The organism is Streptomyces sp. NPDC057002 (assembly GCF_042673825.1).
GTDB lineage: Bacteria > Actinomycetota > Actinomycetes > Streptomycetales > Streptomycetaceae > Streptomyces.
Map to the genome: position 1 here is coordinate 1,079,610 of NZ_JBHURZ010000001.1, position 25,487 is coordinate 1,105,096.

Consider the following 25,487-nt stretch of genomic DNA (forward strand, 5'->3'; position numbering starts at 1 on the left):
ACCGGGCCGTCCTGCGCGAGTTGTGTGCCTGGGCTGCGTCGCGGAGTCCTGCGAGACGAGGGGCCCGCACCCATCCGGGCGAGGAGGTGTCCGCAGGAGAGTGTTTCTTCCGCCTCGTCGGGCAAGACGGACGCAGCCTCGGGAAGATCCACATATTGGTCGCGAAAGCGATGTTTGTGGCAGCCGAGGAAGGTCACCTGGCCTGAACGGGACCGACAGGCTCCGGGCGCGGGCAGCGTGCCTGGTTCGCCGCTGCTCCGCACGACGAAAGGCAGATTCATGACGGAGACCTCACCTGTCACCACGACCGATTCCGGCGCCCCGGTCGAGAGCGACGAGCATTCGCTCACCGTGGGACCTGCCGGTCCGATCCTGCTGCAGGACGCCTATCTCATCGAGCAGATGGCGCAGTTCAACCGGGAGCGGATCCCCGAGCGCCAGCCCCACGCCAAAGGAAGCGGCGCCTTCGGCCACTTCGAGGTGACCCACGATGTCAGCGCATACACCAAGGCGGCCGTCTTCCAGCCGGGCACCCGCACCGACCTGGTCACACGCTTCTCGACCGTCGCGGGCGAGCGCGGCAGCCCGGACACCTGGCGCGACCCGCGCGGCTTCGCGGTGAAGTTCTACACCAGCGAAGGCAACTACGACATGGTCGGCAACAACACGCCGGTGTTCTTCGTGAAGGACCCGATGAAGTTCCAGCACTTCATCCGCTCCCAGAAGCGGCGCGCCGACAACAACCTGCGCGACCACGACATGCAGTGGGACTTCTGGACGCTCTCCCCCGAGTCCGCCCACCAGGTCACCTGGCTGATGGGCGACCGCGGCATCCCGCGGACCTGGCGCCACATGAACGGCTACACCTCCCACACCTACATGTGGATCAACGCCGCCGGCGAGCGTTTCTGGGTGAAGTACCACTTCAAGACCGACCAGGGCATGGAGTTCTTCACCCAGCACGAGGCCGACCAGATGGCGGCCGCCGACACGGACTACCACACGCGTGATCTGTTCGAGCACATCCGCGACGGCGACTTTCCCAGCTGGACCCTGTACGTGCAGGTGATGCCGTACGAGGAGGCCGCGGGCTACCGCTTCAACCCCTTCGACCTCACCAAGGTGTGGCCGCACGGCGACTACCCGCTGATCCCGGTCGGCCGTATGACGCTCGACCGCAACCCGACCGACAACCACGCGGAGATCGAGCAGGCGGCCTTCCAGCCCAACAATCTCGTCCCCGGCATCGGCCCCAGCCCGGACCGCATGCTGCTGGCCCGGCTGTTCTCCTACGCGGACGCGCACCGCCACCGGATCGGCGGCAACTACCAGCAGCTTCCGGTGAACGCCCCCGTCGTCGACGTCCACACCTACTCCAAGGACGGGGCGATGGCGTACCGCAACACCACCGACCCGGTGTACGCCCCCAACTCCAAGGGCGGCCCCGCGGCCAACTCCGCGCGCTACGCCCCGCCGAGCTGGGAGGCCGACGGCGCCATCACCCGTGCGGCCTACGTCAGTCATCCCGAGGACGACGACTGGGGTCAGCCCGGCACGATGGTGCGCGAGGTCCTGAACGACGCCGAGCGCGACCGGCTGGTCGACAACGTCGTCGGCCATCTCCTCAACGGCGTCTCGGAACCCGTCCTCAAACGGGCCTTCGAGTACTGGTCGAACATCGACCGGACCATCGGCGAACGCATCGCCCAGGGCGTGCGCGACAAGGCGGACGAGAAGGATCCGAAGGCCGCCGAGCAGGGCAATCCCGCACGGCGCGACATGCAGCACAAGGCCTGACGGATCGGGTCCCCGTGGTGGGCTTCCGCGTCCCGGCGCCGCCGGCGCGGAAGCCCACGAGCAGACGTCTGCCTCGCACCGCGCCTGTCCCACCATCCGCAACGCGGCACCCGGCCGGTCGCCGGGCCCGTGGCCGTATGCCGTTCTGACCGCGCATCGATTCACAGAATGAATCAAAATGGACGAAAGGACGCCAATACCGCGGAGGCGTGGCGATGCGCGGCAACGCCGAGAACGACGAGGGCTCCGTCGAGGAGTACGACGACGAGCTCGAGGCTTACGACGACGAGGCAGCCGATGAGAGCCCCGATGTCTTCCTCGACGTTCCGATCCTGAAGGTCGACGAGATCGACCTGGACGTCGAGGACCTGCGGGCGCATGTCTCGCTGCAGGCCGAGGTGCTGGATCTGCTCAAACTGAATGTGGGCGCCGACATCGCGCTCGGCCGGGTGCACCTGGGCATCTCGGGTGTCGAGGCCCAGGCCCAGCTCAAGGTGCGTCTCCACCACGTCGCGAAGATCATCGACCGGGTGCTCACCACGATCGACCAGAACCCGGAGATCCTGCACGAGCTGGCGCGTGGAATCGGGTCCGCCGTGCGGGATGTCGGCGGCGGAGCCGGTCAGGCCGTCGGAGAGGTGGGTACCGGCGCCGGAAGAGCCGTCCAGGAGGTCGGCCAGGGCGCGGGGACCGCCGTCCGGGACGTGGGGCAGGGTGCCGGAGCCGCCGTACAGGACGTCGGCCAGGGCGTCGGATCCGTGGCTCAGGATGTCGGTCAGGGGGCTGGGAAGGCTGTCGAAGGCGTGGGCGCCGGTGCCGGGCGCGCGGTGGAGGACGTCGGCCAGGAGACGAGCCGGACCGTCGGAAAGGCCGGCGAGGTGGTGGACGGCGCCGCCGGGAGCGTGGCCGAACAGGCCTCGGGCGCCACGGATGCGGCAGGCGGCACGGCACGGGAAGGCGCGAAGGGAGAGCGGGGGCGAGCCGGCCGGAGCGAAGGCGGCACCCGCACGCGCCGGGTGCGCGGAGAGGACGGGAAGCTGCCGCCGAGGACCAGTCGCCGCCGTACCGCCAAGGAGCCCGAGGAGCCGCCCTGAACGCGAGGCCCGGAAGCCGGGAGCCCGGTGGGGGACATCTCGTTCCGGTCGGCGGTCCACGCCGAACGGCTCCGCTTCACCCAGGAACCCCGGACAGCCGTGCGCTTCCCCGGCACCGGGGAACGGGAGTCGACGAGCCACAGCGACCGCACCCACCTACCGGACCCGGTCGTCCCCGGTCAGGAGTACCAGGACGTCACCGTCGCCTACCGCCTAGCGACCCGGCTCACCGGGGAGCCGGCCCGCCGGCCACCCTGCTGACCGGCCGGTCCGTCGTCGAGCGCAACGCTTCGCGCAGGAGCGCTACGGCCGGGGGGATCTCCATGTCGCTGATGTTGCCGTACCCGAGGACGAGGGCGGGTTCGGCCGACCGATGCGCGCGATAGTCGTCGAGGTCCGCAAGGCGCAGTCCGGCGGCGGTCGCGGCCCGGACCGTCCCCGGGGTGTCGGCGCCGTCCGGTAGGTGGAGCAGGATGTGCAGCCCGGCGGCGGTGCCGGCGACCCGGCCCTCCGGTACCTGGCTGCCGAGCGTCCGGACCAGCAGGTCCCGGCGGGAGCGGAACCGCCGCCGCGACGCGCGCAGGTGGGCGTCGTACCACCCGCGGTCGATGAAGGTGGCGAGGGCGAGTTGGTCCAGGACCGGTGGCGCGGCGGCGACGAGGTTCGCCGCCCGGAGCGCCGGTGCCGTCGCGGCAGGAGCGACCAGCCAGCCCAGGCCGAGTGCCGGCGACAGGGTCTTGCTGACCGAGCCGAGGAGGAAGACCCGGCTCGGATCCATCCCCTGCATGACCGCGACGGGGTGGTGGTCGTAGCGGAACTCGGCGTCGTAGTCGTCCTCGATGACGAAGCCGTCCACCTCGCGGGCCCAGCGCACCAGACGGGCCCTGCGCGCCGGGGAGAGCACCGTGCCGGTGGGAAACTGGTGTGCCGCGCCGACGACGACCGCCCGGGCCGGCGTACGGGCCAGGTCGTCGACGCGGAGGCCGTCGTGGTCCACCCGCACCGGGTGCACGCGCAGGCCGGCGCTGGTCGCGGCGTCCCGCAGCCGCCCCCAGCCCGGGTCTTCCACGGCCAGATCGGCGATCCCCTCGGCACGCAGCGCTCGGCATGTGCGCACCAGACCGTCGGTGACACCGGCGCACACGGACACGCACTCGGCGTTCGTGTCCGCGCCGCGGGAGCGCCGAAGGTACTGCGCGACGGTGGTGCGCAGCACCGTGTGTCCGTCGGGGTCGGGCAGGCCGAGGTCATAGTGGACGGCCGAGCCGGTGACCGTTCGCACGGCGTCCGCCCAGCGGCGGCGCGGAAACGCCCGCAGGTCGGCCAGGCCGGGCGCGAGGTCGTACCGGATCGGTGTCCGCGCTGGAGGGCGCGGCACCCGAGAGCGCGGCGGCGAGGTGTCCGGTGACCACGAGACCCGCGTGGCCGAGCCCACCCGGGCGGAGAGGTAGCCCTCCGCGATGAGCTGCCCGTACGCCTCCGTCACGACCCAGCGGGAGCAGCCGAGTTCTTCGGCGAGCGCTCGGCTGGGTGGCACGGCGGCGCCTTCCGCCAGCCGGCCGTTGCGGATGGAGGTGCGCAGCGCGTGCGCCAGACGATCGTGCAGGCGCCGCGCGCCGCGCTCCGTCGGACTGGTGTCCAGCAGCGTCGCCCACGCGAGATTGGTCTGGGAAGCGGCCACAAGATTGGAGCGTACCGCCGATCCGAATCCGCCTACCGTGATGCGCATGATTGAAAACCTGGCTCTTGGCGCCATGCTGTTCGGCACGGTTCAGGACGAGCGCGGCTCGTACGAGCTCCTTGATCGTTTCGTGGACGCCGGAGGCGTCTGGATCGACACCGCCAACTGCTATTCGTTCTGGGAGGACCCGACCGGCTTCGGGGGACAGAGCGAGACATTGCTCGGGCGCTGGCTGGCGAGCCGCCCCGGCGTTCGCGACCGCGTCAGGATCAGCACCAAGGTGGGCTGCGAGCCGACCGAGGCGGGCCGGTTCCCGGAGACCGCCGAAGGTCTCTCGGCCGGGGCCGTCAAGAGCGGGATCGAGGGCAGCCTCCGACGACTCGGTACGGACCACGTCGAGCTGTACTGGGCCCACAAGCCGGATCCGGTCGCGCCACTGGAAGAGACGGTCGCCGCGTTCGACGAGCTGGTGTCCGCGGGCACGGTCGGACGTCTCGGCTGCTCCAACTACCCTGCCTGGCAGATCGAGCGGGCCCGTCAGATCGCGCACGCCAACGGCCTCGCCGGCTTCACCGCGGTGCAGCAGCACCACACATACCTGCAGCCGCGCCCCGCCACGCAACCTACCGTGGTGCACCGGTTCGGCGCGGTCACCGACGAAGTGCTCCATTACCTCGAGCACCACCCGGACATGGTCCTGTGGGCCTACACGCCGCTGCTGAGCGGCCGTTACACCCGCGCGGACAAGCCGCTGCCGACGGAGTACGACCACCCCGGCACCGCCCGCCGCCTCGCCGTACTCGACGAGATCGCCACCGAGACCGGCACGAACCGCAACCGGGTGGTGCTGGCGTGGCTGACCGGAGGGAACCCGGCTGCCACACCGATCGTCGGCGTCAGCACGGTCGAACAGCTGGACGAGGCGGTCGCGGGGGCGTCACTGGAATTGACCGCCGACCAGCGCGAACGCCTGGACTCCGCGGTGTGATCTGCGAGAGGAGACCCGTCCGAGGCGAGCGTGAGCCACCGCCTGCCGCCGGCCTTCTGCCTGCCCTCGGGGACAGCGAAAGACCTTGTCGGCGAAGACCACGAACGCCTCTGTCGAGGTGTTGTAGTTGATGTACCAGCCACCCGACGGTTCCAGGCAGGCGGCAAGCCGCGTGGCCAGTGGTTCCGCGTCGGCCTCATCGGCCGCGAACTCCACCGACGTCCACCGCCCCGGTTGATCAGCCGCGGCGCTGGACACCTCCACTCGGGAAATCTTGGTCACCCGCAGCGGGACGCCGTGAGTTCCACCCCGACCCGCAAGCTCTCCCCGATCAGCACGCCCTCAAGCACGTCACACTCCTTCACCTCGACGCAGCGGCGAGGCTACAGACTCCAAGTTCGTACACGCGGCGAGGTCGGGTGGAAGTATGGGGCATGTCGGTCTGGCCGGCGTGACGCTATCGACGGGGATGAGTGGCATGGGCGAGCGCACTGGATCTTTGAGTGAGGCGATCGGCGGGACGGAGGTCCTTCGCCGGATGAGCAACACCTTCTACGACCGGGTCCTGGCCGACCCGCTGCTGGCGCCGGTCTTCGCCGGTTTCACCCGCACGCACATCGAGCATGTGGCCATCTGGCTGGACGAGGTCTTCGGCGGACCGGAGACGTTCACCCGGGAACTGGGCGGCCATCAGGCCCTGCTCCGCTCCCACCTCGGACTGGCCATCACCGAGGAACAGCGCCTGCGGTGGATGGAGCTGATGGCGGAGGCCGTCGACAAGGAACTCCCCGACGACGACCTGCTGCGGCAGCAGGTGATGGCGTACTTCGACTGGGGCACGAAGATCGCCCGGGCCGTCTCGGCCGACCCCGAGGACACCGACCTGGGCGACCCCGGCCCCACTCCCCGCTGGGGCTGGAAGGGACTGTCCTGAGCTGATCGCGTACGGCGAGCCTTGCCGTTGGTCGGGATGCGAGGTGGTTCCCCCCGTTGGATGGTGGAGTCATGAACCAGCACCATCCCCAGCAGTCACATCGGGTCATCGAGATCGATACCCGGCTCGTCAGGGCAGGTGCCGTGCTCACCGCGGCCGGTGCAATGGTGGCGGGGGTCGGCATGGCCATCGGGGCCTACGCCGTGTTCACGGCAGGCCGGCGCATGATCCGCGACATGGACGTGCCCCCGACCCAGCAGGCGGCCGCGAAGTGGCAGCAGGCCAAGGAGGCGTCCCGGGCGGGTTTGCAGGCGTGGCAGTCCGCGTCCGACGCGCAGAACGGGTCGCTCGCCCGGCCCGGTGCCCAGAACTAGGGCGGACGAACTGTCCCGCCGGGAACCTTTTGACTCGCTCCTTCGCTTTCATGATTGACAGTCACATGGAGTAGAAGGTTGTCCCACGTGGCAAGTCGACTCTGCCAGTCGTTGCGGACCACGCGTACGGGATCTTGACCACGAGCAGCCCATTCGGCACGTCGCTCGCCACCGCGCACCGCCGTTTCACGGTATGGACCGAGCCCGGCCCGTGACGTCGGCTGCACCGGGCGGTGCTGGACCCTGCACAGCTCGACCACCCAGCCACTGGGCCAGCTGGGCCCGGCGCATGTGCCACCCGAGGGCACATGGGGTCGCGGACGAGCGGGCGACTTGCCACGGGACTTACCAGACAACGGGGTTCTGAAGTGTCACGGCGTGGAGCTCAGGAGGGGGGGTGCGACAAGGAGGATCGAGCTGTGCCGGGTGCCCGGAACATGACGCACCCGATGGAGATGGCCCCGCCCCCGCCCGCCGACCAGCCCACCTCTGAGGCGGAAATTCGTCTACCCGGAAATGCGCATCCAGGGGAAAGTTTCTTCCCCCCATTGTAAGTAGACATCATCTCGGCTTCGGCGAATCATGGCGTCAGGACCGCAGAACAAGGCAGTAGGCATTGCGGGAAAAATCGGATGGCGCCCTTTAGTAAATCACAGAACATTCTTTCCGTTAAACCGATCCACCGCCCCAAGGAGTGACCTGTGTCCAAAACTCCCGACCTCGCCCTCATCCGCCGCGTGTACGAATCCCGAATGGCGCCGGAAGTCACCAGTGAGGTCATGGCCCCGGACCTTGTCTGGGACATCACCCCCGGCTTCCCGAACAGCGGCGTTTACCACGGCTGGGACGACGTGGCGAAGAAGTTCTTCGGCACGCCGATGCCGAACATCGCGTCCTTCGGCGCGTTTCCCGAGGAGTTCCACGCGGACGACGAGGGCCACGTCTTCGTCTACGGGCACTACCACGCCGAGACGACGACCGGGAACGCGGCCGACATCCGGTTCATCCACCTGTGGACCATCCGCGACGGGAAGGCCGTGAGCATGCGGCAGGCCGCCGACAGCCACATCCTGCAGGAAGCCCTCAAGGGCTGAGACCCGCACCGGGAGATCAACAACCATGGCGAAGATCCTCTTCGTGATCACTGCGTCCGACCACTGGACGCTGGCCGACGGAACCCGGCAGCCGGCCGGATTCTGGGCCGAGGAAGCCCTCGGCCCGTACCAGGTCTTCAAGGACGCGGGGTACGAGATCGCGGCGGCGACACCCGGCGGTGTGCCGCCCACGGCCGACGCACTCAGCCTCAGCCCCGAGTTCAACGGCGGCGAGGAAGGCGCGCGGCGCATGCGCACCGCGCTGCGGGAGGCGACCGAGCTGGCGCAGCCGCAGCGCATCGAGGACGTGAACATCGACGACTACGCGGCCGTCTTCTACCCCGGTGGCTGGGGCCCGATGGAGGACCTGCCCGACGACGCCGAGTCCGGCAGGCTGCTCACCGAGTGGCTGGCCTCGGGCAAGCCGGTGTCCCTGGTGTGCCACGGCCCCGCGGCACTGCTGGCCACCATCGGTGCCGACGGGACGTCCCCGTTCGCCGGCTACCGTCTGACCGGCCTCTCCAACGCGGAGGAGAAGCAGAACGGTCTCGCGGACCGTGCGAAGTGGCTGCTCCAGGATCGCCTGGTCGACGAACTGGGAGCGGACTACCGCGAGGCCGACGCCTTCACCCCGCACGTCGAGATGGACCGGACCCTGTACACGGGCCAGAACCCGGTCTCGGCGGTTCCCCTGGCCCATGAGCTGGTCAAGGCGATGAGCTGACGTCTCGGCGGTGCGCTTCGCCCGTGGTCCGGGTGCGCGCTGGTGCCCCGGGCCACGGGCTCTCTTCCGGGACCAGCAACAGCCCCGGGGACGTCTGCCCCCTGCTGGCCGAACAGGCGGGGGAGAGATCTTTCCCCCTCACGAGATGGGGCGTTTGTGCCAGGCTGGAGGTCATGAAGCGCAACCCGCACCTGAACGAGCTGGGTGAGTTCCTCAAGGCCCGCCGGGCCGAGCTCAATCCCTCCGAGGTCGGCCTCCGCGGCGGGCAACGTCGGCGCGTGCGCGGTCTGCGCCGCGAGGAGGTGGCTCTCCTCGCCGCGATCAGCACCGAGTACTACGCCCGGATCGAGCAGGGCCGTCTCCAGGCGTCCGCTCCCCTGCTGAGCGAGCTCGCCCAGGTGCTCCGCCTGAACGAGGACCAGCGGACCTACCTCTTCGAACTCGCGGCGAAGGAGACGGTGCGCCCGTCCACGTCACGCGATCGCCAGCAGGTGGACACCCAGCTGCAGCGCATGTTGGACGATCTCACCGCCACTCCGGCTTTCGTCATCGGCCGGCGGACCGACATCCTGGGCTGGAACCAGCTCGCCGCGGCGCTGTGGACCGACTTTGCGCGTTACCCGGTGCGGGAGCGGGTCTTCGTCCGGCTGCTGTTCACCGAACCCTGGATGCGGGAGCTCTACACGGACTGGGAAGAGGTCACCCGGCTGGCCATCGCGCAGCTGCGCATGGAGAGCGCGCGCTACCCCGGCGACCGGGCTCTCACCGCCCTGGTCGACGAGCTCTCCGCTCGCGACACCCAGTTCCGGCAGTGGTGGACCGAACACGACGTCGCGGCACGGGGCAAAGGCACCAAGAAGCTTCGCCACCCGGCGGTGGGCGAGCTGACACTCGACTGGGACACCCTCACGTGTGCCACGGACCCCGAGCAGCACATCATCGTGTGGACGGCCGCACCCGATTCCCCCACGTACGACGGACTGCGCCTCCTGGCCTCCTGGGGAGCGGACCAGAAGCGAACGGCGTCCGACGCCGTCGGATGAGCTGTTCCCCAGGAAGCATCGCGGTCTGAGTCCAGGGGGGCGGGCTGGCTCGTCACCGCCACCCAGATCGGTTACACCGGGCGCCGGGGGCATCTTGCTGGGCGTGACGACCGTCTCCGGGCAGCTTCTCGCTCCGATGGCCGGTGACCTGCCCGACGACGACCAGGGTGGCGCGCGTTCGTCGTGTCGCACGAGGCGCGCAGCAGGCTCGACACCGCCTTCGTCACCAGCAACGGTCGGATCGGACGCTGCCACAGTGCTGTGGACGTTCGGGCGCCGGGGCCTTCTCGTCGTGCCGGGTTCCGGATGGACGTGCCTCAGCCGACGCGGCCCGCACAGGGGGAAAGATCCCTCCCTCCTACGCACGCATCCCAGCCAAGAGCTCTCCCCTTTTCCCGCCGCGCGCGAGGCGGGAATGTCGGACACCTCAACGACCGCACGTCGAGCAACGAGGTATTCGAATGAAGGCTGTAGGTTTCACGGAATTCGGCGGGCCCGAGGTACTGCGGATCCTGGAGCTGCCCGTACCCGAGGCCGGTCCGGGCGAGGTGCGGATCCGGGTGCACGCCGCCACCGTCAACACGGTCGACACCCTGCAACGCGGCGGGCCCTCGGGGTCGCCGGACGCCCAGCCGCCCTTCGTGCCCGGCATGGAGGCCGCAGGGGTCGTGGACCAGATCAACCCGGGTACGGTCACCGATCTCAAGGTCGACGACCGCGTGACGGCGATCGTGCTGCCGGGCGGCTCGCACGGCGCCTACGCCGAACAGATCGTGGTGCCGGCGGAGTCGGTCGTGCGCGCACCTCGGGGCGCCACCCACGCCCAGGCCGCGTCCCTGCCGATGAACGGCCTGACCGCCCGCCTGGCCCTGGACACCCTCGGTCTGAAGCCCGGGCGGACCGTCGCGATCACCGGGGCCGCCGGTGCGGTCGGCGGCTACGCCGTCCAGCTGGCCAAGGCGGACGGGCTGCGGGTGGTGGCCGACGCCTCGGAGCAGGACGAGGCACTGGTCAAGGAACTCGGTGCCGACGTCGTACTCCGTCGCGGTGCCGAGTACCCGGACCGGGTACGAGCGGAGGTTCCCGAGGGCGTTGACGGAGTCGTCGACGGCGCGTCTCTCGCCGGCCTCACCGCTCGCGCGGTCCGCGGCGGCGGCCGGGTTGTCACGCTGCGCGGCTTCGACGGCCCCGGCGAGCGGAACATCGCCTTCGAACCCGTCGTCGTGTTCCGGTACGCCCGGGAGCGTGCCAAGCTCGACCGGCTCCGGCAGCAGGTGGAGGAGGGCTTGATCACCCTCCGGGTCGCGAAGACGTTCCCGGCGGAGCAGGCCGCCGAGGCGCACCGGCTCCTCGGCGCGGGCGGCGTCCGAGGCCGCCTGATCCTGACGTTCTGAAAGGGAGACACCGCCGACGACCTCGGTTCGGTCAAGCTGTCGCATCCCGCTGGTACGAGGCGGCGGTCCACGACGCGAGGAATCGCAGTCCGTCATGGGACGGGGTCCCCGGCTCGGCGGTCCACAGCACCAGTTGCTGTGCGGGGTCGGCCGTGCAGGTCAGGCTGTCCCAGTCGAGAGTGAGGTCGCCGGCGACGGGGTGGTGAAGCCTTTTGGTACCCACCCCCGGGCAGGCGATCTGGCGGCCCGCCCACCACTTCCGGAAGTCGGCGTCCGCCACCGACAACTCGCCGATGAGCACGGTCAAGTCGGGGTCGCCGGGGCACTTGGCGGCCTCCATGCGCAGGTGGGCCACGCAACCCCGGGCGATCGTCCTCCAGTCGAGGTGGAGCTCCCGGAAGCCGGGGTCGGTGAAGAGCAGCCGGGTGTAGTTGCGCTTCTTCTCCGGCAGCTGACCGAAGTCGGTGAACAGAGCGACCGCCAGAGGATTCCAGGCCAGGATGTCCGTCCGCCGCCCCAGGACGAGTGCGGGAGCCGTCGGCAGCTCGTCCAGGAGACGCCTGAGCTGGGGCTGGACCTTCTGCGCCGGTCTGCGGCGCGGCGCGCGCCCGTCTCTCGCGACCAGCTCGAACAGGTGGTCGCGCTGGTCATCGTCGAGGTGCAGGACGCGAACGAGCGTGGCGAGCACCGATGCGGGCACGGGAACGCGCCCTTGTTCCCACCGCGTGTAGCAGTCCGTGCTGATCCCCGCGAGCAGGGCGACCTCCTCCCGGCGCAGTCCCGGCACACGCCGGGACCCCCCGGAATCGGGCAGGCCCACGGTGCGCGGGCTGAGTTGTGCGCGACGTTCCTTGAGGAATTCCCCCAATTCCGACGAATGTGCTTCGCTGGACATGGCAGCCAGTGTCGCAGCCCTCAGCCGGAAAATGAGGGGGAGAGTTTCCACCCAGGGTCCGGGCGAGCTCGGTTGTCCCCTCGCGGGCTCGTTCTCGACGAGCAGGGCGGCCTTGTCCCGGCGCAGCCAGTCACGCATCGGCCGGCCTCCACAGGGGGTACGGATTGTTCCCTGGATAAGCCTTTCCCAGGATGGAATTCTCCCCTTTGCGGGCTCACAAGAGGGTGGCAGGCTCGCTGACGCGGCCCGCGATCGGGTACAACGCCGACGAGTCCGGCTGACATTCCCGCGGGCCCGGCCAGACTCTCTACATCGTCGAGGGCATCGCGCTGCCCGTACCCGCGACTGACGACCACGGCGATCACAACAGACCTGACAGGACCTGAGGCAGCATCATGCGAGCAACCATGATTCACGGACCCGGTGACATCCGGGTGGAGAACGTCCCCGAGCCGATGATCACGGCGCCGAGCGACGCGGTCATACGTACCGTCGCCACCTGCGTGTGCGGCTCCGACCTGTGGAGCTACCGGGGCATCAATCCGGTCACCGGGCCGCAGCCGATCGGCCACGAGTATGTGGGCATCGTCGAGGAGGTCGGCAGCGACGTGTCGACCGTGAGGCCCGGCCAGTTCGTCATCGGCTCCTTCATCGCCTCCGACAACACCTGTCCGATCTGCAGGGCCGGCTACCACACCTCCTGTCTGCACCGGGACTTCCCCAACGGCTGCCAGGCCGAGTACATCCGCGTCCCCCTCGCCGACGGCACACTGGTCGCCCCTTCGGAGCAGCCGGTCGAGGAGCTGATCCCGAGCCTGCTGACGCTGTCCGACGTCATGGGCACCGGCTGGTACGCCGCCAAGGCGGCCGAGGTCAGGCCCGGTTCGACGGCCGTGGTGGTCGGTGACGGCGCGGTGGGCCTGTGCGGAGTCATCGCCGAGAAGGAGCTGGGCGCCGAACGCGTCATCGCCATGAGCCGGCACGCCTCCCGGCAGCAGCTGGCCCTGGAGTTCGGCGCGACCGACATCGTCACCGAGCGTGGTGAGGAAGGCGTCGCCCGTGTCAAGGAGCTGACGAACGGCATCGGCGCCGACTCCGTCCTCGAGTGCGTCGGTACCCAGCAGTCCATGCACCAGGCGATGCAGTCCACCCGGCCCGGCGGCAACGTCGGATTCGTAGGCATGCCGCACGACGTGCGGATCGACGGCCAGGAGCTCTTCTTCTCCCACATCGGTCTGCGCGGTGGCCCCGCCCCCGTACGCGCCTGTCTTCCCGACCTGATCGACCGCGTCGTCAGCGGCCGTATCAACCCGGGCAAGGTCTTCGACCTCAGCCTGCCTCTCGACGACGCAGCCGACGGTTACAAGGCCATGGACGAGCGCCGCGCCATCAAGGCACTGCTGCGTCCCTGACCCGAGGCCCGGAGCCCTCCGACCAGCATGACGAGCGTCCTGCGCTGCCGCCAGATCACCAGACCGAGGAGATGGGAGAAACACCGATGACGACATGGACGAGCGACGAACTCAACCGCATCGCCATGGCTGACGAGTTGGAGATGGCGCCCCTCCGCCGGGACGGCACCCTGCGGGGACCGGTGCCGATCTGGGTCGTCCGCGACGGTGACGACCTGTACGTCCGCTCCTTCCGGGGCACGGACGGCGGCTGGTGGCGCACGGCCCGCGCGAGCCTACGGGGGCACATCCGCTCCGGCGGGGTCGACAAGGACGTCACCTTCGTCGAGGTTCCGGACTGGGAGATCAACGAACGCATCGACTCCGCGTACCGCGCCAAGTACGGCCGCTTCGGCGGGGCGTACGTCAATCCCATGGTGGCGGCGCGCCCGACGACGCTGAAGCTGGTGCCCAGTTGAGCACGGCGTTCCCGGTGGAGACCGCTCGACTCCCGTCGGCGGCCCGCCCGGCACTGGAGCAAGCGCCGTGATCGGACTCGAACTCGTCGTTCTCCTGGGCGTGGCCGTACTGGCCGGGCAGGCCGTTGCGCAACGCCTCGGCGTCGCTCCGCCCGTCGTGCTGCTCGTCGTGGGAGCTCTTGTCGGGCTGGTCCCGGCCGTGCGCCAGACCCAACTTCCGCCGGAAGTGGTACTGCTGCTCTTCCTTCCCGTGTTGCTGTACTGGGAGAGCCTCACCACGTCCACGCGCGAGATCCTCAGCAACCTGCGCGGCATCGTCCTGCTCAGCACGGTCCTGGTGATCCTCACCGCGGGAGCCGTGGCGGTGGCCGGGCACGCGCTGGGACTGCCGTGGGGACCGGCGTGGGCACTGGGCGCGGCCGTGGCTCCCACCGACGCGACGGCTGTGGGCGTCCTGGCCCGCGCTCTGCCGCGCCGCCAGGTCACCGTGCTGCGGGCCGAGAGCCTCGTCAACGACGGCACCGCGCTGGTCATCTTCGGCTTGGCGGTCGGTCTCACCGTCGGCGGGGAACACCTCACCCTTCCGCACGTCGGCGCGCTGTTCCTCCTGGCCTACGGCGGCGGCGCAGCGGTCGGTGTGGTGGTCGCCTGGGTCAACATGAACCTGCGGCGCCGTCTGGACGATCCCCTGCTGGGCAATCTCGTCATGATCCTGGCGCCGTTCACGGCCTATCTGCTCGCCGAGCTGATCCACGCCTCGGGTGTCCTCGCGGTCGTCGTGAGCGGACTCATCATGGCCCAGGTGGCTCCGAGCCTCATCCGCGCCGAGCACCGTCGGCAGGCGTTGGCCTTCTGGCCGCTGGCCACGTTCATCATCAACAGCGCACTGTTCGTCCTGGTCGGAGTGGAACTCCAGTACGCCCTGCGCCACTTGAGCCGGTCCGACCTTCAGGACGCCCTGATCGCGATCGGAGTGGTCAGTGTGGTGTTGGTCGTGGTCCGGTTCGTCTTCCTGTTCTCCTCCGCCTACCTGATCCGCGCCATCGACCGACGTCCCGAGCAGCGGCTGCGCAGAATGAGCCACCGGGCCCGCGTCGTCAGCGGGTTCGCCGGTTTCCGGGGCGCGGTGTCACTCGCCGTGGCGCTCTCCGTACCGGAGACCCTCGACTCCGGTGCGCCCTTCCCCGACCGTGCCTTCATCGTCTTCGTCACCTCCGGCGTCATCGTCGTCACGCTCGTCGGACAGGGATTGCTGCTGCCGGGCGTAGTGCGCTGGGCCCGGCTGCCGCGCGACACCTCCGTCGACGAGGAGCACGTCCTCGCCGAGACCACGGCGACCGAGGAAGCCGTCGAGGCACTGCCGCGACTGGCCGCCGGACTGGGCACCGACGCGAAGGTCACGGAATGGCTGCGCCAGGAGTACCAGGCTCATCCGGCGACCGTGAGGGCCAGGAGCGCGGGCACCGACGACGATCCCGCCCTGCTCCACAACCGCCACTACACCGACCTCCGTCTCGCCCTCATCGCCCACAAACGCGCAACCGTCGTCCGCCTGCGCGACGAACGACAGATCGACGACACCGTGCTGCGTCGGCTCCAGGCGGCCCTGGACTACGAAGAGGTGCGGCTGGCGGGACGCGAGGAAGTGGAGTGAGCGTCCGGCCCCCGGCCGCGGCGGATACGGCGCACCAAGGGATTCCTGTCATGTCCTCCGGCACCACGAGCGCGATCCGGCACTCGCGGTGTCAGGCCCGTGGCTGCCCGAAGCCTGCGTAGCCACTCTTCCGTCCAGGCCCTGAGTCCAGGCGCACGGCGTCACCCAGCATCACGAATTCCTTCTGGCGCCGGCTCGATCGTGGACGCCAGGTAACGCAAGGCGTCTGATGTCGGGCTGCCGGGCTCGGCGGTCCATACGACGAGTTGCTGACGGGGATCCTCGGCGCACATGAAGGTGGAGCGCTCCAGGGCCAGGTCACCGACCACGGGATGACGCAGCAGCCTGGTGCCGCCGGCCCGCGCAGCGACATCATGCGAGGTCCACCACAGCCGGAACTGCGGATCCAGCGCGGAAAGCTCGTCGACAAGCACCGTCAGGCGAGGGTCGCGGGGATTGCGCCTGCTGTCCATGCGCAGGTGGGACACAGCCAGGCGGGCCATGGCCTCCCAGTCGCGGTACAGCACGCGGATGGCGGGCTCGGTGAACACCAGGCGCACGTAGTTGCGCTCTTCCTCCGGGACACGTCCGAAGTCCATCACCAGAGCCGCGGCCATGGCGTTCCACGCCAGGAGATCCGTGTTGTGCCCGATGACGAACCCCGCGGTCAGGGTGAGGTCGTCGAGCAGGTGCCGCATCTGCGGCTGGACCTCCTGTCGAGCACTCCGGCCGACCGTGGGCGGGGCGGTCTTCCCCGCCAGGGTCAGGATGTACTCGCGCTGGTCGCCATCGAGGCGGAGCACTTGCGCGAGCACATCCAGGACGGCCTCCGACGCCTGGACACGGCCCTGCTCGAGCCGGGTGTAGTAGTCGGTGCTGATCGCCGCCAGTCGGGCGACTTCCTCACGGCGTAGACCAGGGACTCGCCGGGGCGCAGTGCTGTCGGGCAACCCGGCCGCGCCGGGGCTCAGCTGTGCCCGGCGCGCCTTGAGGAAGGCCCCCAGTTCCTCCAGGCTCGGCTCGCGTCGCACATCCACAGCTTCGCACGTTGCCGCAATCCCGTGCAGCAAACACCCAGGGCATGAGCAGGATGCCGCGCCGCCCGGACGATCGTCGCCCCGGCCGCGGCGTCGGTAGCGGCTCGCCGCGGGCTTGAGAGCTGTCAGCGGGCCGGTGGCCGGTCGGCGGCGCTCATGCCGGTTGCGTTCCGAGGCGTGTAATGCTCTTCGAGCGCGGCGACTTCTTCGTCGGTCAAGGTGATGTCGAGGGCCGCGGCGGCGTCCGCCAGATGCCGCGGTTTGGAAGCCCCGACGATCGGAGCGCTGACGACCGGATTCGCCAAGATCCACGCGAGCGCGATCGTGGCCATGGACACCCCGCGGTCCTGGGCTACCGACTGCACTGCCCGGACGATCTTCCGATTCGACTCTTCCTCGGTGAACAGACGCCCGTATGCGGGGTCGGTTCCGGACCGAGTGGTCTTCTCACCCCATGGCCGGGTGAGCCGGCCGCGCGCCAGCGGGCTCCAGGGAACACTCCCGACTCCCTGGTCGGTGAGCAGGCCGAACATCTCCCGCTCCTCCTCACGCATGAGGAGGTTGTACTGGTCCTGCATGGACACGAACCGGGTCCATCCGTTCAGGTCGGCGGTGTACTGCAGCTTGGCGAACTCCCACGCCAGCATCGACGATGCGCCGATGTAGCGCACCTTGCCCGCCTTCACCACGTCGTGCAGGGCCTCCATCGTCTCCTCGGCGGGCGTCTCGTAGTCGAGGCGGTGTATCTGGTAGAGATCCACGTAGTCGGTGCCGAGCCGAGTCAGCGACGCATCGATCTGCTCCATGATCGCCTTACGCGAGGTCCCGGAGCCGCCCGGGCCGGGGTGCATCGGGTAGAAGACCTTGGTGGCAAGCACGATGTCCTCGCGGCGCGAGTACTTCTTGATCGCGCGCCCGACGAACTCCTCCGAGCTGCCGAGGCTGTAGGCGTTGGCAGTGTCCCAGAACGTGATGCCCAGTTCGACAGCCTGCCGGAACACCGGCTCCGATTCATCTTCGCCGAGTGCCCATTCACTGAAACCGCTCGAGGTGTCCCCGAAAGTCATACAGCCGAGCGCGAGCCGGCTGACAACGAGTCCAGAGCTTCCAAGGCGTGTGTATTCCATACGTACTCCATGCGAAGGAATGTGCCGACCCGCCGGCGGATCACATCCGTGAGGCCGCAGGCCTCGTGGCGTGGCAATTCCGTCACTATTTATTCAGGCAACCGGGCCGGTGTCTGCAGCGTATTTGAACGGTCGCACGTGCGACCAACCGTCTACAGGGGAGAGAACCATCCCGGGAAAAATCCTTCCCCCCTTCGGAGTTCGAGAGCGGGGGTACGGTAATCGAAGGCTCGGCGCCGGAAGAACAGAAATACACCAGTGCCCCCACGAGGAGGAAGAATGCACACGCGAACGCTCGGGCGCGATCTCCGGGTCTCCGCCGTCGGACTCGGCGCCATGGGCATGTCCCAGAGCTACGGCCCGAACCCCGGTGACCGGAGCGACATGATCGCCGTGCTCCGTGGAGCCGTCGACCTGGGGGTCACGTTCTTCGACACGGCGGAGGTGTACGGCCCCTACGTCAACGAGGAACTCGTCGGAGAGGCCCTCTCTCCGGTGCGCGACCAAGTGGTCATTGCCACCAAGTTCGGATTCCGCATCGAGGACGGTGCGGCCGTCGGACTGAACAGCCGGCCCGAGCAGATCCGCTCCGTCGCGACGGCCTCCCTCAAGCGGCTCGGGGTCGAGACGCTCGACCTCTTCTACCAGCATCGCGTTGACCCCGAGGTGCCGATCGAAGACGTCGCCGGCACGGTGGGCGAGCTCGTGCAGGAGGGCAAGGTCCGTTGCTTCGGGCTCTCGGAGGCCGGTGCGGAGACCATCCGCCGTGCTCACTCAGTCCACCCGGTGACGGCAGTGCAGAGCGAGTACTCGCTGTGGACCCGGGATCCTGAGCCTGAGGTCCTGCCGACGTGCGCGGCGCTCGGGATCGGGTTCGTGCCCTTCAGCCCTCTCGGCAAGGGGTTCCTGACCGGGGCAGTGGACGCGTCGACGCCGTTCGCGGCCGAGGACGTCCGCACGACCATTCCACGGTTCACGGCCGAGAACCGGGCGGCGAACCAGGCGCTCGTCGAGCACCTCGCCACCCTCGCGCGGGCGAAGGACGCCACCCCCGGGCAGGTGGCCCTCGCCTGGCTTCTCGCCCAGCATCCGTCGATCGTGCCGATCCCCGGAACTCGGCGCGTCACCCGCATCGAGGAGAACGTCGGCGCCGCTCGACTCGCGCTCTCCGCCGACGAGCTGGCGGACCTCGACGAACTCGCCGGTCGGGTCGGGGTCCGGGGAGACCGCTACAACGAGCACCACATGTCACTGGTCGACAAGTAGCGGACCTGCCCCTCGGTGGCGACGCAGAACGGCGCCGGGCTGCAAATGCGCCTCGCCTGGACCCCCTGTCGGTCCGTGCCTCGCGAAGCCTCCCGATTTCCCGGGTCAGGGGGCGCAGGTCAGGCCCAAGACGCCACCGGCACGAATGAACTGTCCTGCCGGAACAGGTCCGTTCCGTTCGAGCGTTCCACGCGGAGCTGGTAGGCGTAGTGGCGCAGGTAGTGCCCCGGGTAGTTGTACGACTCGAAGCGGACGGAGCCCGACGCGGTGCCGGTCCGGAGGACGAACGTGGCGTCCTTGGCGAACGTGCTCGTGCCGTCGTTCGGGTCGAAGCGGGCGCGGAAGTCCCAGTGGCGCAGGTGGTTGCCGGCCGCGTCGCGGAAGGAGTAGCCGTTCGCGTCGGCGAGGCCCGGGACGACCGTGAAGGTGGCGGCCTGCTTCTCGGCGGTGGTGCTGGAGCCGCTGACCACCGGCAGGTTGAGAAGCGCGGACTGCTGCTGCCAGTAGCGGGTCGAGTAGTTGGCGGAGCGGAAGGAGCGGGTGGTGTTCCTCGCCAGGCTCGGGCCGCCCGAGACCGTCTCCTTGACCACCGTGAAGTGCCGTGCGGTGCCGGAGATCGCGGGGAGTGCGGCCGGTGCCGACCAGGTGGCGAAGGTGTCGTGGCTGTCGCTGTAGTAGTAGTTCCCGTCGCCGTAGCCGTCGAAGAAGATGCGCCAGCCGCCGTTGTCCAGCTGGACCAGCGCGGGACCCTCGCGGTAGCTGCCCCAGCCCGCCCAGTCGCCGGTCCTGCGGATCGTGTACGGGCCGGTGAGGCTGGAGGCGGTGGCGTACTCGATGTACTTCGTCGTCTCGTTCTTCGGAAAGGCGTGGTACGTCGAGCCGATCCTCACGATGAACGTGTCGATGTGGTTGGCGCCGATGCCGGAGAGCGCGACCGGTGAACTCCACGCCGTGAGGGCGGAGTTCGTGGCCCTCAGCCGGTACGGCGTGAAGATCCACTCGTCGTTCGTGGTGGAGCAGGACACGATGACGTTGACGCTGCCGTCGCTGTCGACGAACCATTCGGGCGCCCAGGCGCGGGAGAGGTTCGCGACGGGGACGGTGTGGTCGTACAGGAACGTCCAGTTGACACGGTCGGAGCTGCGGGCGAAGCCGATGGTGGTGCTGGTGTCCTGCCAGGTGTGCGTCGTGTAGGTGACGTAGAAGAAGCCGTCGGTGTGTCTGAGGACGCTCGCGTCGCGGATCCGGCCCGCCGGGGGCCTGTACGCGGAGGAGCGCAGCAGCCGGAAGTCGGTGGCGTCGTCCGACTGGTAGACGTTGACCGTGCCGTCGTCGCTGTTGAGGAACGGCACGATCGTGTAGCGGGTGGCCGAGCCGTTCGGGGGTGCGGCGGCCAGGGCGCTGCCGAGCAGTCCGGGGGTCTCGCCGAGCAGCAGCGCCGAGGCGGGCAGGGCGGCCAGGGTGCGCAGCAGGGTACGGCGGGACGGGGTGGCGGGACGGGGAGTCATCTGCGGCTCACTCTCGACTCAGAGGGTCGAAATACCGAACAAGGTTCGGGAAGTCGGTCAGAAGGTAGAGCTGAGGCAGAAGTGCGTCAATGGTTCTGTACGAGAGCCGCAGAACGCAGAAGGGATCGGTGAACATCCACTTCCGTCGCCGCCGTTCCCTCACCGGCCACCGGACGTTACCGTTCAGTAGACCACCCGCTTCCGGAGGTGTCCGCATGACGCTCGACCGAGCCGCAGGCCTGGCGGAGACCGCCCGTGCGCTGGCCGCCGGGGAGGTGACGTCCCGCGCCCTGGTGGAGCACACGCTGGCGCGGATCGAGGCCACGCAGGGCAGCCTCAACGCCTTCCGGATCGTCCGGGCCGAGGCGGCGCTCGCCGAGGCCGAAGCGGCTGACCGGGAACTGGCCACGGGCGTGCGCAAGCCCCTGCTCGGCGTCCCCGTGGCGGTGAAGGACGACATGGACGTGGCCGGCGAGCCGACCGCCTTCGGCTGTTGCGGGGAGTTCCCGCCGGTCACCGAGGACGGCGAGGCGGTACGGCGGCTGCGCGCGGCCGGGGCCGTGATCGTCGGCAAGACCAACACCTGCGAGTTCGGGCAGTGGCCCTTCACCGAGGGGCCCGCCTTCGGCGCGACCCGCAACCCGTGGAGCACGGAGCACACGCCCGGCGGATCGTCCGGCGGATCGGCCGCCGCGGTCGCCGCCGGGCTGGTACCCGCGGCGCTCGGCTCGGACGGTGCCGGCTCGGTGCGGATCCCGGCCGCGTGGACCCATCTGATCGGCATCAAACCGCAGCGCGGCCGGGTCTCCACCTGGCCGCGCGGCGAGTCCTTCCAGGGCATCACCGTCAATGGCACCCTGGCCCGTACGGTCGCGGACGCGGCCCTGCTGCTGGACGCGGCGAGCGGCAACCACGCCCTGGACCCGCACCGGCCCCCGGCCGTCGACGCCTCGGCGGCCGTCGGCCGCGATCCCGGGCGGCTGCGGATCGCGCTCTCCCTCAAGCCGCCGTTCACGGCGGTGCCCGCCCGGCTGCGCCCGGAGGTCCGGACCCGGATCGTCGAACTCGCCGAGCGGCTGGCCGCGTTGGGGCACACGGTCGAGGAGGCGGACCCGCCGTACGGGCAGATCGGGCTGACCTTCGTGCCGCGCGCGACGGCCGGGATCGCCGAGCGGGTGGGCGAGGCGCCCTTCCCGGCGCTGCTGGACCGGCGCACCCGGGACGCGGCCCGGCTGGGCCGGCTGCTGGGCGGCGCCCCGCTGCGGGCGGCCCGGCGGGCGGAGGCCGTCCTGCACCGCCGTATCGGAGGGTTCTTCACCTCGTACGACGTCGTCCTCGCGCCCACGACCGCCGCTCCCCCGCCCCGCATCGGCGCCCTGCTCGAACTCAGCGGTTTCGCCACCGACCGCGCGATGATCGCCGCATGTCCGTACGCCTGGCCGTGGAACGTGCTGGGCTGGCCGGGGGTCAATGTGCCCGCCGGGTTCACGGCGGACGGCCTGCCCGTCGGGGCGCAGTTGCTGGGGCCGGCCGACAGCGAGCCGCTGCTGGTGCAGGTGGCGGCGCAACTGGAGGCGGAGCTGCGCTGGTACGAGAAGTGGCCGTCGCCGCCGGTCACGGCGCATTCCGCTGCCGTCTGAGCGACCGTACGCTGTCTGTCATGGCGGACGCGTCGATGATCGGGCTCATGGGGCGGGTCACCGGGACGATCGGGCCCGGGCTGGTCGGCGAGGTGATCGTCCGGGTGCGCGGCGGCGCGGAGCACTTCCTCGCCCACCCCGCCTCCGCGGCGGACCGCATCGAGCCGGGCACGGTCGTGACGGTGGTCGAGTACCTGCCCCCGAGGACCGTCTATGTCACAGCGGCGTACGACAGTTGAGCCCGCTGCGACGCAGGTGAGAGCCGTACGCGTCAAGCTTTGGACAAGGATGCGCGGGCGTCTGTACCCGGGCTCCGCGCAGGAGCACACTCCCCTTCGTTCGGTGCCGAGAGGGCACCATCCAAAGGGGGCGAATGCCGATGGTCATCGGCGTCGTGGCAGGGGCGGCGGTTGCCGCCGTGCTCGTTGTGATCGGTCTGTTCAAGCTCATGTGGCGGGTCGCCGAACCCAACGAGGCACTGATCATCTCGGGTTCCAAGCACCGCACCGAGGGCATCGAGGAGGGCATGGGATTCCGCATCGTCACCGGGCGCGGCACGCTCGTGATGCCCGGTGTGCAGGCGGTGCGCAAGCTCTCGCTCGACCTGAACGAGACCGAACTCCAGGTGGACTGCGTGACCCACCAGGGCATTCCGCTCAAGGTGCGGGGCGTGGTCATCTTCAAGGTGGGCGACGACTTCGTGTCGATCGCCAACGCGGCCCGCCGCTTCCTCGACCAGCAGAAGCTGATGTCGGAGCGGGTGCACAACGTCTTCGCGGGTCATCTGCGGTCCATCGTGGGCGGGCTGACGGTCGAGGACATGATCAGAGACCGGGAGAAGCTCACCGGCCAGACGCGGGCCGCGTGCGGCACCGAGATGGAGAAGCTGGGCCTGATCGTGGACTCGCTGCAGATCCATGAGATCGAGGACCCGACCGGATACATCCGGAACCTGGCCATGCCGCACGCGGCGGCCGTGCAGCGGGACGCCAGGATCGCGCAGGCGGAGGCGAACCGGCTGGCCACGGAGGCCGAGCAGCAGTCGTTCGCCCGGATGGCGGAAGCCACCCGGGACAGCGAGATCCTCCAGGCCGGCTATCAGGCCGAGCGTGACAAGGCCGCCGCCAAGGCCCGGCAGGCCGGGCCGCTCGCCGAGGCCGGGGCCAGGCAGGAGGTCGTCGTCCAGGAGACGCGGGTGGCCGAGCTGGAGGCGCACCGGCGCGAACAGCAGCTCCAGGCCGATGTCCGCAAGCCCGCCGACGCGGCGGCCTACGAGACGCGCACCCTGGCCGAGGCGGAGCGCGACGCTCGCATCTCGGGGGCCGAGGCCCAGGCGAAGGAGACGGAGCTGGCGGCCGCCGCCGAGGCGACCCGGGTCAAGACGGCCGCGGGTGCCGAGGCCGAGGCGACCAAGGCACGGGGAGAGGCGGCCGCGCAGGCCACCCGGGCGACCGGTGAGGCCGAGGCGGCGGCCGCGCAGGCCAGGGGGCTGGCCGCGGCCGAGGCCGCCAAGGCGAAGGGTCTCGCGGAGGCCGACGCCATCAAGGCCCGAGCCGCCGCCCTCGCCGAGAACCAGGAGGCCGTCGTCGCCCAGCAACTCGCCGAGAACTGGCCGGAGATCGTCAAGGCCGGAGCGTCGGCCTTCGGCAATGTCGACAACATGGTGGTCCTCAACGGCGCCGACGGCATGGCGGACATGTTCGCCAAGGCGCTCACCATGGGCGGCACGGGTCTGGGCCTGGCCCGCCAGCTGCTCGCGTCGATGAACCAGAACGGGTCGGCGCCGAAGGAGACCTCGCAGCTCAACGGCCTGGCCCAGAAGGTGCCGATGGACGACAAGTGACCCGTCGGGCGGTGTCACGGGGGCAGCCCTTAGGGTGCCCCCGTGACCGCGTTTACCGACGAGAACGTCCCGGGCCGCCAGGGCCCCTCCGCCACCGTCCAGGCCGACCCGGGCAAGGTGGGCCGGGTCCGCACCGAGTACTCCCCCGCATACGACGGCGATCCCGACCCCGGCGAGATCGTCTGGACCTGGGTGCCCTACGAGGAGAACGACGGGCGCGGCAAGGACCGCCCGGTGCTCGTGGTCGCCCGCGAGCCTTCGGGGACTTTCCTCGCCGTGCAGTTGTCCAGCAAGCGGCATGACGGCGACCGGGAGTGGGTGCCGATCGGCAGCGGGCCGTGGGACCGCTCCGGCCGGGAGTCGTGGGTCGACGTGGACCGGGTCCTGCGCCTGCACGAGGACGGCATGCGCCGGGAGGCCTGCGCGCTGGACCGTATGCGGTTCAACCTGGTCAGACGCCGGCTGCAGGAACGCTACGGCTGGACCTGAAAGGTCTTCTCGAAGGCGCCCAGCACCGCGCGGTCCCGGGTCCGGTCCAGGATTCCGAACGCCACGTGCTCGAAGGTCTCCGCGAAGCGTCCGCCGGGCTCCAGCAGCGCCCGGAACGCCCCCGCCACCTGGGCCGGATCGTTGCGGAACACCCCGCAGCCCCAGGCACCCAGTACGAGCCTGCGGTAGCCGTTCGCGGCGGCCGTCTCCAGGACCCGTTCGGCCCGTGCTGCCAGGGCCCGCGGCAGCTCGGGGGCCCGTTCGGGTGCCGTGCGCAGCACCACGCCCGCGTTGGGTGCGGGCGAGGTCAGGAAACCGGCGGTGTACGGCTCGTCCAGCAGCGCGCCCCGGTCGTCACGGAAGACGGGCACGGCGGGTGAGTGGATGACACGGTCCGTGTAGAACGGGTCGCGGTGGGCCCGGTGGTGGTCGTAGTACGCGCGGGCCTGGAGCAGGCAGGTGTACAGCGCGGAGGCCCGGCACAGTGCCTCCTCCTGGGCCTGGGCGCCGTTCAGGTAGCCGCCGCCGGGATTGCGGGCCGAGGCGAAGGTCAGCACGGCCACGTCCCCGCCGAGCCGGCGGGCGGCCTCCAGGCTGCTCTCGCCCGTGACCTCGATCGACGTCCGCGTCACCCGAACGGAGGGCACCGGCACCGGTTCCGGCCCGTACAGACGCGTGCCCTCGCGCGCCGCCCGCAGTTCCCCGGCGATGGACACCTCGCGACCGTTCGGCGCCCGGTAGGCCCCTGACGCCACGATCTGCTCCGTCTCCCGCGCGATACCGCGCAGGCGCGCGCTCACGGCGCCACCCCCGTGCGCGCCGTGACCGCGCGCCCCGCGGTCTTCCTTGTCGTGCTCACGCAGGCATCGTGAGTGATGACGGATCCGCGGCGCAACGGAGTTTCCGTCGTCGGAGAACGCCGGGGAAAGCCCCGGGAAACGTCCGGCCGGCACCGACAAACGGCCCGGAACACCCCGTTTCGCCCCCTTGTGCCGAGCGGCGTGAAGGTCTTGGCTGGGACGAGTGATCCCGGCC

General features: G+C 69.9%; 24 protein-coding genes. 18 read left to right on the forward strand and 6 right to left on the reverse strand.

Going from position 1 to position 25,487, the window contains the following annotated elements:
* The first annotated feature begins 279 nt into the window (after positions 1-279).
* The 3 genes from ACFT32_RS04910 to ACFT32_RS04920 all read left to right on the forward strand — a co-directional run bounded on the left by ACFT32_RS04910 (position 280) and on the right by ACFT32_RS04920 (position 3,152).
* Complete coding sequence (locus ACFT32_RS04910) at positions 280-1,797, forward strand: catalase (RefSeq protein ID WP_382485896.1); 1,518 nt, start codon at positions 280-282, stop codon at positions 1,795-1,797.
* A 215-nt stretch (positions 1,798-2,012) separates the two neighbouring features.
* Positions 2,013-2,891, forward strand: a complete 879-nt coding sequence (locus ACFT32_RS04915) for a hypothetical protein (protein WP_382485898.1) — start codon at positions 2,013-2,015, stop codon at positions 2,889-2,891.
* A 27-nt stretch (positions 2,892-2,918) separates the two neighbouring features.
* On the forward strand, positions 2,919-3,152 hold the full coding sequence (locus ACFT32_RS04920) for a hypothetical protein (RefSeq protein WP_382485899.1): 234 nt from the start codon (positions 2,919-2,921) through the stop codon (positions 3,150-3,152).
* Here the strand turns inward: ACFT32_RS04920 and ACFT32_RS04925 are convergent.
* Positions 3,118-4,572: a PLP-dependent aminotransferase family protein gene (locus tag ACFT32_RS04925; RefSeq protein WP_382485901.1), complete on the reverse strand. Its 1,455-nt coding sequence runs from the start codon at positions 4,570-4,572 to the stop codon at positions 3,118-3,120. The genes ACFT32_RS04920 and ACFT32_RS04925 overlap by 35 nt on opposite strands.
* A 46-nt stretch (positions 4,573-4,618) precedes the next feature.
* On the opposite strand from ACFT32_RS04925, the gene ACFT32_RS04930 reads away from it, so the two are divergent.
* The 7 genes from ACFT32_RS04930 to ACFT32_RS04960 all read left to right on the forward strand — a co-directional run bounded on the left by ACFT32_RS04930 (position 4,619) and on the right by ACFT32_RS04960 (position 11,123).
* The gene (locus tag ACFT32_RS04930) at positions 4,619-5,560 is read left to right on the forward strand and encodes an aldo/keto reductase (protein WP_382485903.1); all 942 of its coding nucleotides are present in this window, start codon (positions 4,619-4,621) and stop codon (positions 5,558-5,560) included.
* Positions 5,561-6,038: 478 nt separating this feature from the next.
* Positions 6,039-6,494: a group II truncated hemoglobin gene (locus ACFT32_RS04935; RefSeq protein ID WP_382485905.1), complete on the forward strand. Its 456-nt coding sequence runs from the start codon at positions 6,039-6,041 to the stop codon at positions 6,492-6,494.
* A gap of 71 nt (positions 6,495-6,565) precedes the next feature.
* Entirely contained in the window at positions 6,566-6,868 is a 303-nt protein-coding gene (locus tag ACFT32_RS04940; RefSeq protein ID WP_382485907.1) for a hypothetical protein, read from the forward strand.
* Positions 6,869-7,569: 701 nt separating this feature from the next.
* A complete protein-coding gene (locus tag ACFT32_RS04945) occupies positions 7,570-7,962 on the forward strand; it encodes a nuclear transport factor 2 family protein (protein WP_382485909.1) in 393 nt (130 codons plus the stop codon).
* Between the two features lie 25 nt (positions 7,963-7,987).
* Positions 7,988-8,686, forward strand: coding sequence for a type 1 glutamine amidotransferase domain-containing protein (locus tag ACFT32_RS04950; RefSeq protein WP_382485911.1), 699 nt, complete (start codon positions 7,988-7,990; stop codon positions 8,684-8,686).
* A 173-nt stretch (positions 8,687-8,859) separates the two neighbouring features.
* A complete protein-coding gene (locus ACFT32_RS04955) occupies positions 8,860-9,729 on the forward strand; it encodes a helix-turn-helix domain-containing protein (RefSeq protein WP_382485913.1) in 870 nt (289 codons plus the stop codon).
* A 461-nt stretch (positions 9,730-10,190) separates the two neighbouring features.
* Positions 10,191-11,123 carry an NADP-dependent oxidoreductase gene (locus ACFT32_RS04960; RefSeq protein ID WP_382485914.1) on the forward strand — a complete coding sequence of 311 codons (933 nt, stop codon included), beginning with the start codon at positions 10,191-10,193 and terminating at the stop codon, positions 11,121-11,123.
* A 31-nt stretch (positions 11,124-11,154) separates the two neighbouring features.
* Here the strand turns inward: ACFT32_RS04960 and ACFT32_RS04965 are convergent, their stop codons facing one another.
* Complete coding sequence (locus ACFT32_RS04965) at positions 11,155-12,018, reverse strand: helix-turn-helix transcriptional regulator (RefSeq protein WP_382485916.1); 864 nt, start codon at positions 12,016-12,018, stop codon at positions 11,155-11,157.
* 395 nt (positions 12,019-12,413) lie between these two features.
* Between ACFT32_RS04965 and ACFT32_RS04970 the strand changes: the two genes are divergently transcribed.
* The 3 genes from ACFT32_RS04970 to ACFT32_RS04980 all read left to right on the forward strand — a co-directional run bounded on the left by ACFT32_RS04970 (position 12,414) and on the right by ACFT32_RS04980 (position 15,542).
* Positions 12,414-13,430 carry a zinc-dependent alcohol dehydrogenase family protein gene (locus tag ACFT32_RS04970; RefSeq protein ID WP_382485918.1) on the forward strand — a complete coding sequence of 339 codons (1,017 nt, stop codon included), beginning with the start codon at positions 12,414-12,416 and terminating at the stop codon, positions 13,428-13,430.
* An 86-nt stretch (positions 13,431-13,516) separates the two neighbouring features.
* Entirely contained in the window at positions 13,517-13,888 is a 372-nt protein-coding gene (locus tag ACFT32_RS04975; protein WP_382485920.1) for a DUF2255 family protein, read from the forward strand.
* A gap of 67 nt (positions 13,889-13,955) precedes the next feature.
* Positions 13,956-15,542 carry a Na+/H+ antiporter gene (locus ACFT32_RS04980; RefSeq protein WP_382485922.1) on the forward strand — a complete coding sequence of 529 codons (1,587 nt, stop codon included), beginning with the start codon at positions 13,956-13,958 and terminating at the stop codon, positions 15,540-15,542.
* 161 nt (positions 15,543-15,703) lie between these two features.
* Here the strand turns inward: ACFT32_RS04980 and ACFT32_RS04985 are convergent, their stop codons facing one another.
* Positions 15,704-16,609 carry a helix-turn-helix domain-containing protein gene (locus ACFT32_RS04985; protein ID WP_382487037.1) on the reverse strand — a complete coding sequence of 302 codons (906 nt, stop codon included), beginning with the start codon at positions 16,607-16,609 and terminating at the stop codon, positions 15,704-15,706.
* A gap of 95 nt (positions 16,610-16,704) precedes the next feature.
* Positions 16,705-17,706, reverse strand: coding sequence for an aldo/keto reductase (locus ACFT32_RS04990; RefSeq protein ID WP_382485923.1), 1,002 nt, complete (start codon positions 17,704-17,706; stop codon positions 16,705-16,707).
* 279 nt (positions 17,707-17,985) lie between these two features.
* Between ACFT32_RS04990 and ACFT32_RS04995 the strand changes: the two genes are divergently transcribed.
* On the forward strand, positions 17,986-18,972 hold the full coding sequence (locus ACFT32_RS04995) for an aldo/keto reductase (RefSeq protein WP_382485925.1): 987 nt from the start codon (positions 17,986-17,988) through the stop codon (positions 18,970-18,972).
* Positions 18,973-19,091: 119 nt separating this feature from the next.
* Here ACFT32_RS04995 and ACFT32_RS05000 read toward each other — a convergent pair whose 3' ends face one another.
* Complete coding sequence (locus ACFT32_RS05000; RefSeq protein WP_382485927.1) at positions 19,092-20,480, reverse strand: glycoside hydrolase family 43 protein; 1,389 nt, start codon at positions 20,478-20,480, stop codon at positions 19,092-19,094.
* A gap of 215 nt (positions 20,481-20,695) precedes the next feature.
* On the opposite strand from ACFT32_RS05000, the gene ACFT32_RS05005 reads away from it, so the two are divergent.
* The 4 genes from ACFT32_RS05005 (at position 20,696) to ACFT32_RS05020 (ending at position 24,452) form a co-directional block, all read left to right on the forward strand.
* The gene (locus ACFT32_RS05005) at positions 20,696-22,120 is read left to right on the forward strand and encodes an amidase (protein WP_382485929.1); all 1,425 of its coding nucleotides are present in this window, start codon (positions 20,696-20,698) and stop codon (positions 22,118-22,120) included.
* 20 nt (positions 22,121-22,140) lie between these two features.
* Entirely contained in the window at positions 22,141-22,359 is a 219-nt protein-coding gene (locus ACFT32_RS05010; protein WP_382485931.1) for a hypothetical protein, read from the forward strand.
* Positions 22,360-22,493: 134 nt separating this feature from the next.
* Positions 22,494-23,963 carry an SPFH domain-containing protein gene (locus tag ACFT32_RS05015; RefSeq protein WP_382485933.1) on the forward strand — a complete coding sequence of 490 codons (1,470 nt, stop codon included), beginning with the start codon at positions 22,494-22,496 and terminating at the stop codon, positions 23,961-23,963.
* A 42-nt stretch (positions 23,964-24,005) separates the two neighbouring features.
* Positions 24,006-24,452, forward strand: coding sequence for a type II toxin-antitoxin system PemK/MazF family toxin (locus tag ACFT32_RS05020; RefSeq protein ID WP_382485935.1), 447 nt, complete (start codon positions 24,006-24,008; stop codon positions 24,450-24,452).
* Here the strand turns inward: ACFT32_RS05020 and ACFT32_RS05025 are convergent.
* Complete coding sequence (locus tag ACFT32_RS05025) at positions 24,437-25,252, reverse strand: TIGR02452 family protein (protein ID WP_382485937.1); 816 nt, start codon at positions 25,250-25,252, stop codon at positions 24,437-24,439. The genes ACFT32_RS05020 and ACFT32_RS05025 overlap by 16 nt on opposite strands.
* Between the last annotated feature and the right edge of the window lie 235 nt (positions 25,253-25,487).

What these genes read in the sequence shown, in the direction of transcription:
- ACFT32_RS04975 (WP_382485920.1), top strand. Translation starts at nt 13,517, where the DNA reads ATGACGACATGGACGAGCGACGAACTCAACCGCATCGCCATGGCTGAC.
- ACFT32_RS05015 (WP_382485933.1), top strand. Translation starts at nt 22,494, where the DNA reads ATGCCGATGGTCATCGGCGTCGTGGCAGGGGCGGCGGTTGCCGCCGTG.
- ACFT32_RS04950 (WP_382485911.1), top strand. Translation starts at nt 7,988, where the DNA reads ATGGCGAAGATCCTCTTCGTGATCACTGCGTCCGACCACTGGACGCTG.
- ACFT32_RS04930 (WP_382485903.1), top strand. Translation starts at nt 4,619, where the DNA reads ATGATTGAAAACCTGGCTCTTGGCGCCATGCTGTTCGGCACGGTTCAG.
- ACFT32_RS04935 (WP_382485905.1), top strand. Translation starts at nt 6,039, where the DNA reads ATGGGCGAGCGCACTGGATCTTTGAGTGAGGCGATCGGCGGGACGGAG.
- ACFT32_RS05005 (WP_382485929.1), top strand. Translation starts at nt 20,696, where the DNA reads ATGACGCTCGACCGAGCCGCAGGCCTGGCGGAGACCGCCCGTGCGCTG.
- ACFT32_RS04995 (WP_382485925.1), top strand. Translation starts at nt 17,986, where the DNA reads ATGCACACGCGAACGCTCGGGCGCGATCTCCGGGTCTCCGCCGTCGGA.
- ACFT32_RS04955 (WP_382485913.1), top strand. Translation starts at nt 8,860, where the DNA reads ATGAAGCGCAACCCGCACCTGAACGAGCTGGGTGAGTTCCTCAAGGCC.
- ACFT32_RS04990 (WP_382485923.1), bottom strand. Translation starts at nt 17,706, where the DNA reads ATGGAATACACACGCCTTGGAAGCTCTGGACTCGTTGTCAGCCGGCTC.
- ACFT32_RS05010 (WP_382485931.1), top strand. Translation starts at nt 22,141, where the DNA reads ATGGCGGACGCGTCGATGATCGGGCTCATGGGGCGGGTCACCGGGACG.
- ACFT32_RS04970 (WP_382485918.1), top strand. Translation starts at nt 12,414, where the DNA reads ATGCGAGCAACCATGATTCACGGACCCGGTGACATCCGGGTGGAGAAC.
- ACFT32_RS04910 (WP_382485896.1), top strand. Translation starts at nt 280, where the DNA reads ATGACGGAGACCTCACCTGTCACCACGACCGATTCCGGCGCCCCGGTC.
- ACFT32_RS04915 (WP_382485898.1), top strand. Translation starts at nt 2,013, where the DNA reads ATGCGCGGCAACGCCGAGAACGACGAGGGCTCCGTCGAGGAGTACGAC.
- ACFT32_RS04940 (WP_382485907.1), top strand. Translation starts at nt 6,566, where the DNA reads ATGAACCAGCACCATCCCCAGCAGTCACATCGGGTCATCGAGATCGAT.
- ACFT32_RS04960 (WP_382485914.1), top strand. Translation starts at nt 10,191, where the DNA reads ATGAAGGCTGTAGGTTTCACGGAATTCGGCGGGCCCGAGGTACTGCGG.
- ACFT32_RS05000 (WP_382485927.1), bottom strand. Translation starts at nt 20,480, where the DNA reads ATGACTCCCCGTCCCGCCACCCCGTCCCGCCGTACCCTGCTGCGCACC.
- ACFT32_RS04965 (WP_382485916.1), bottom strand. Translation starts at nt 12,018, where the DNA reads ATGTCCAGCGAAGCACATTCGTCGGAATTGGGGGAATTCCTCAAGGAA.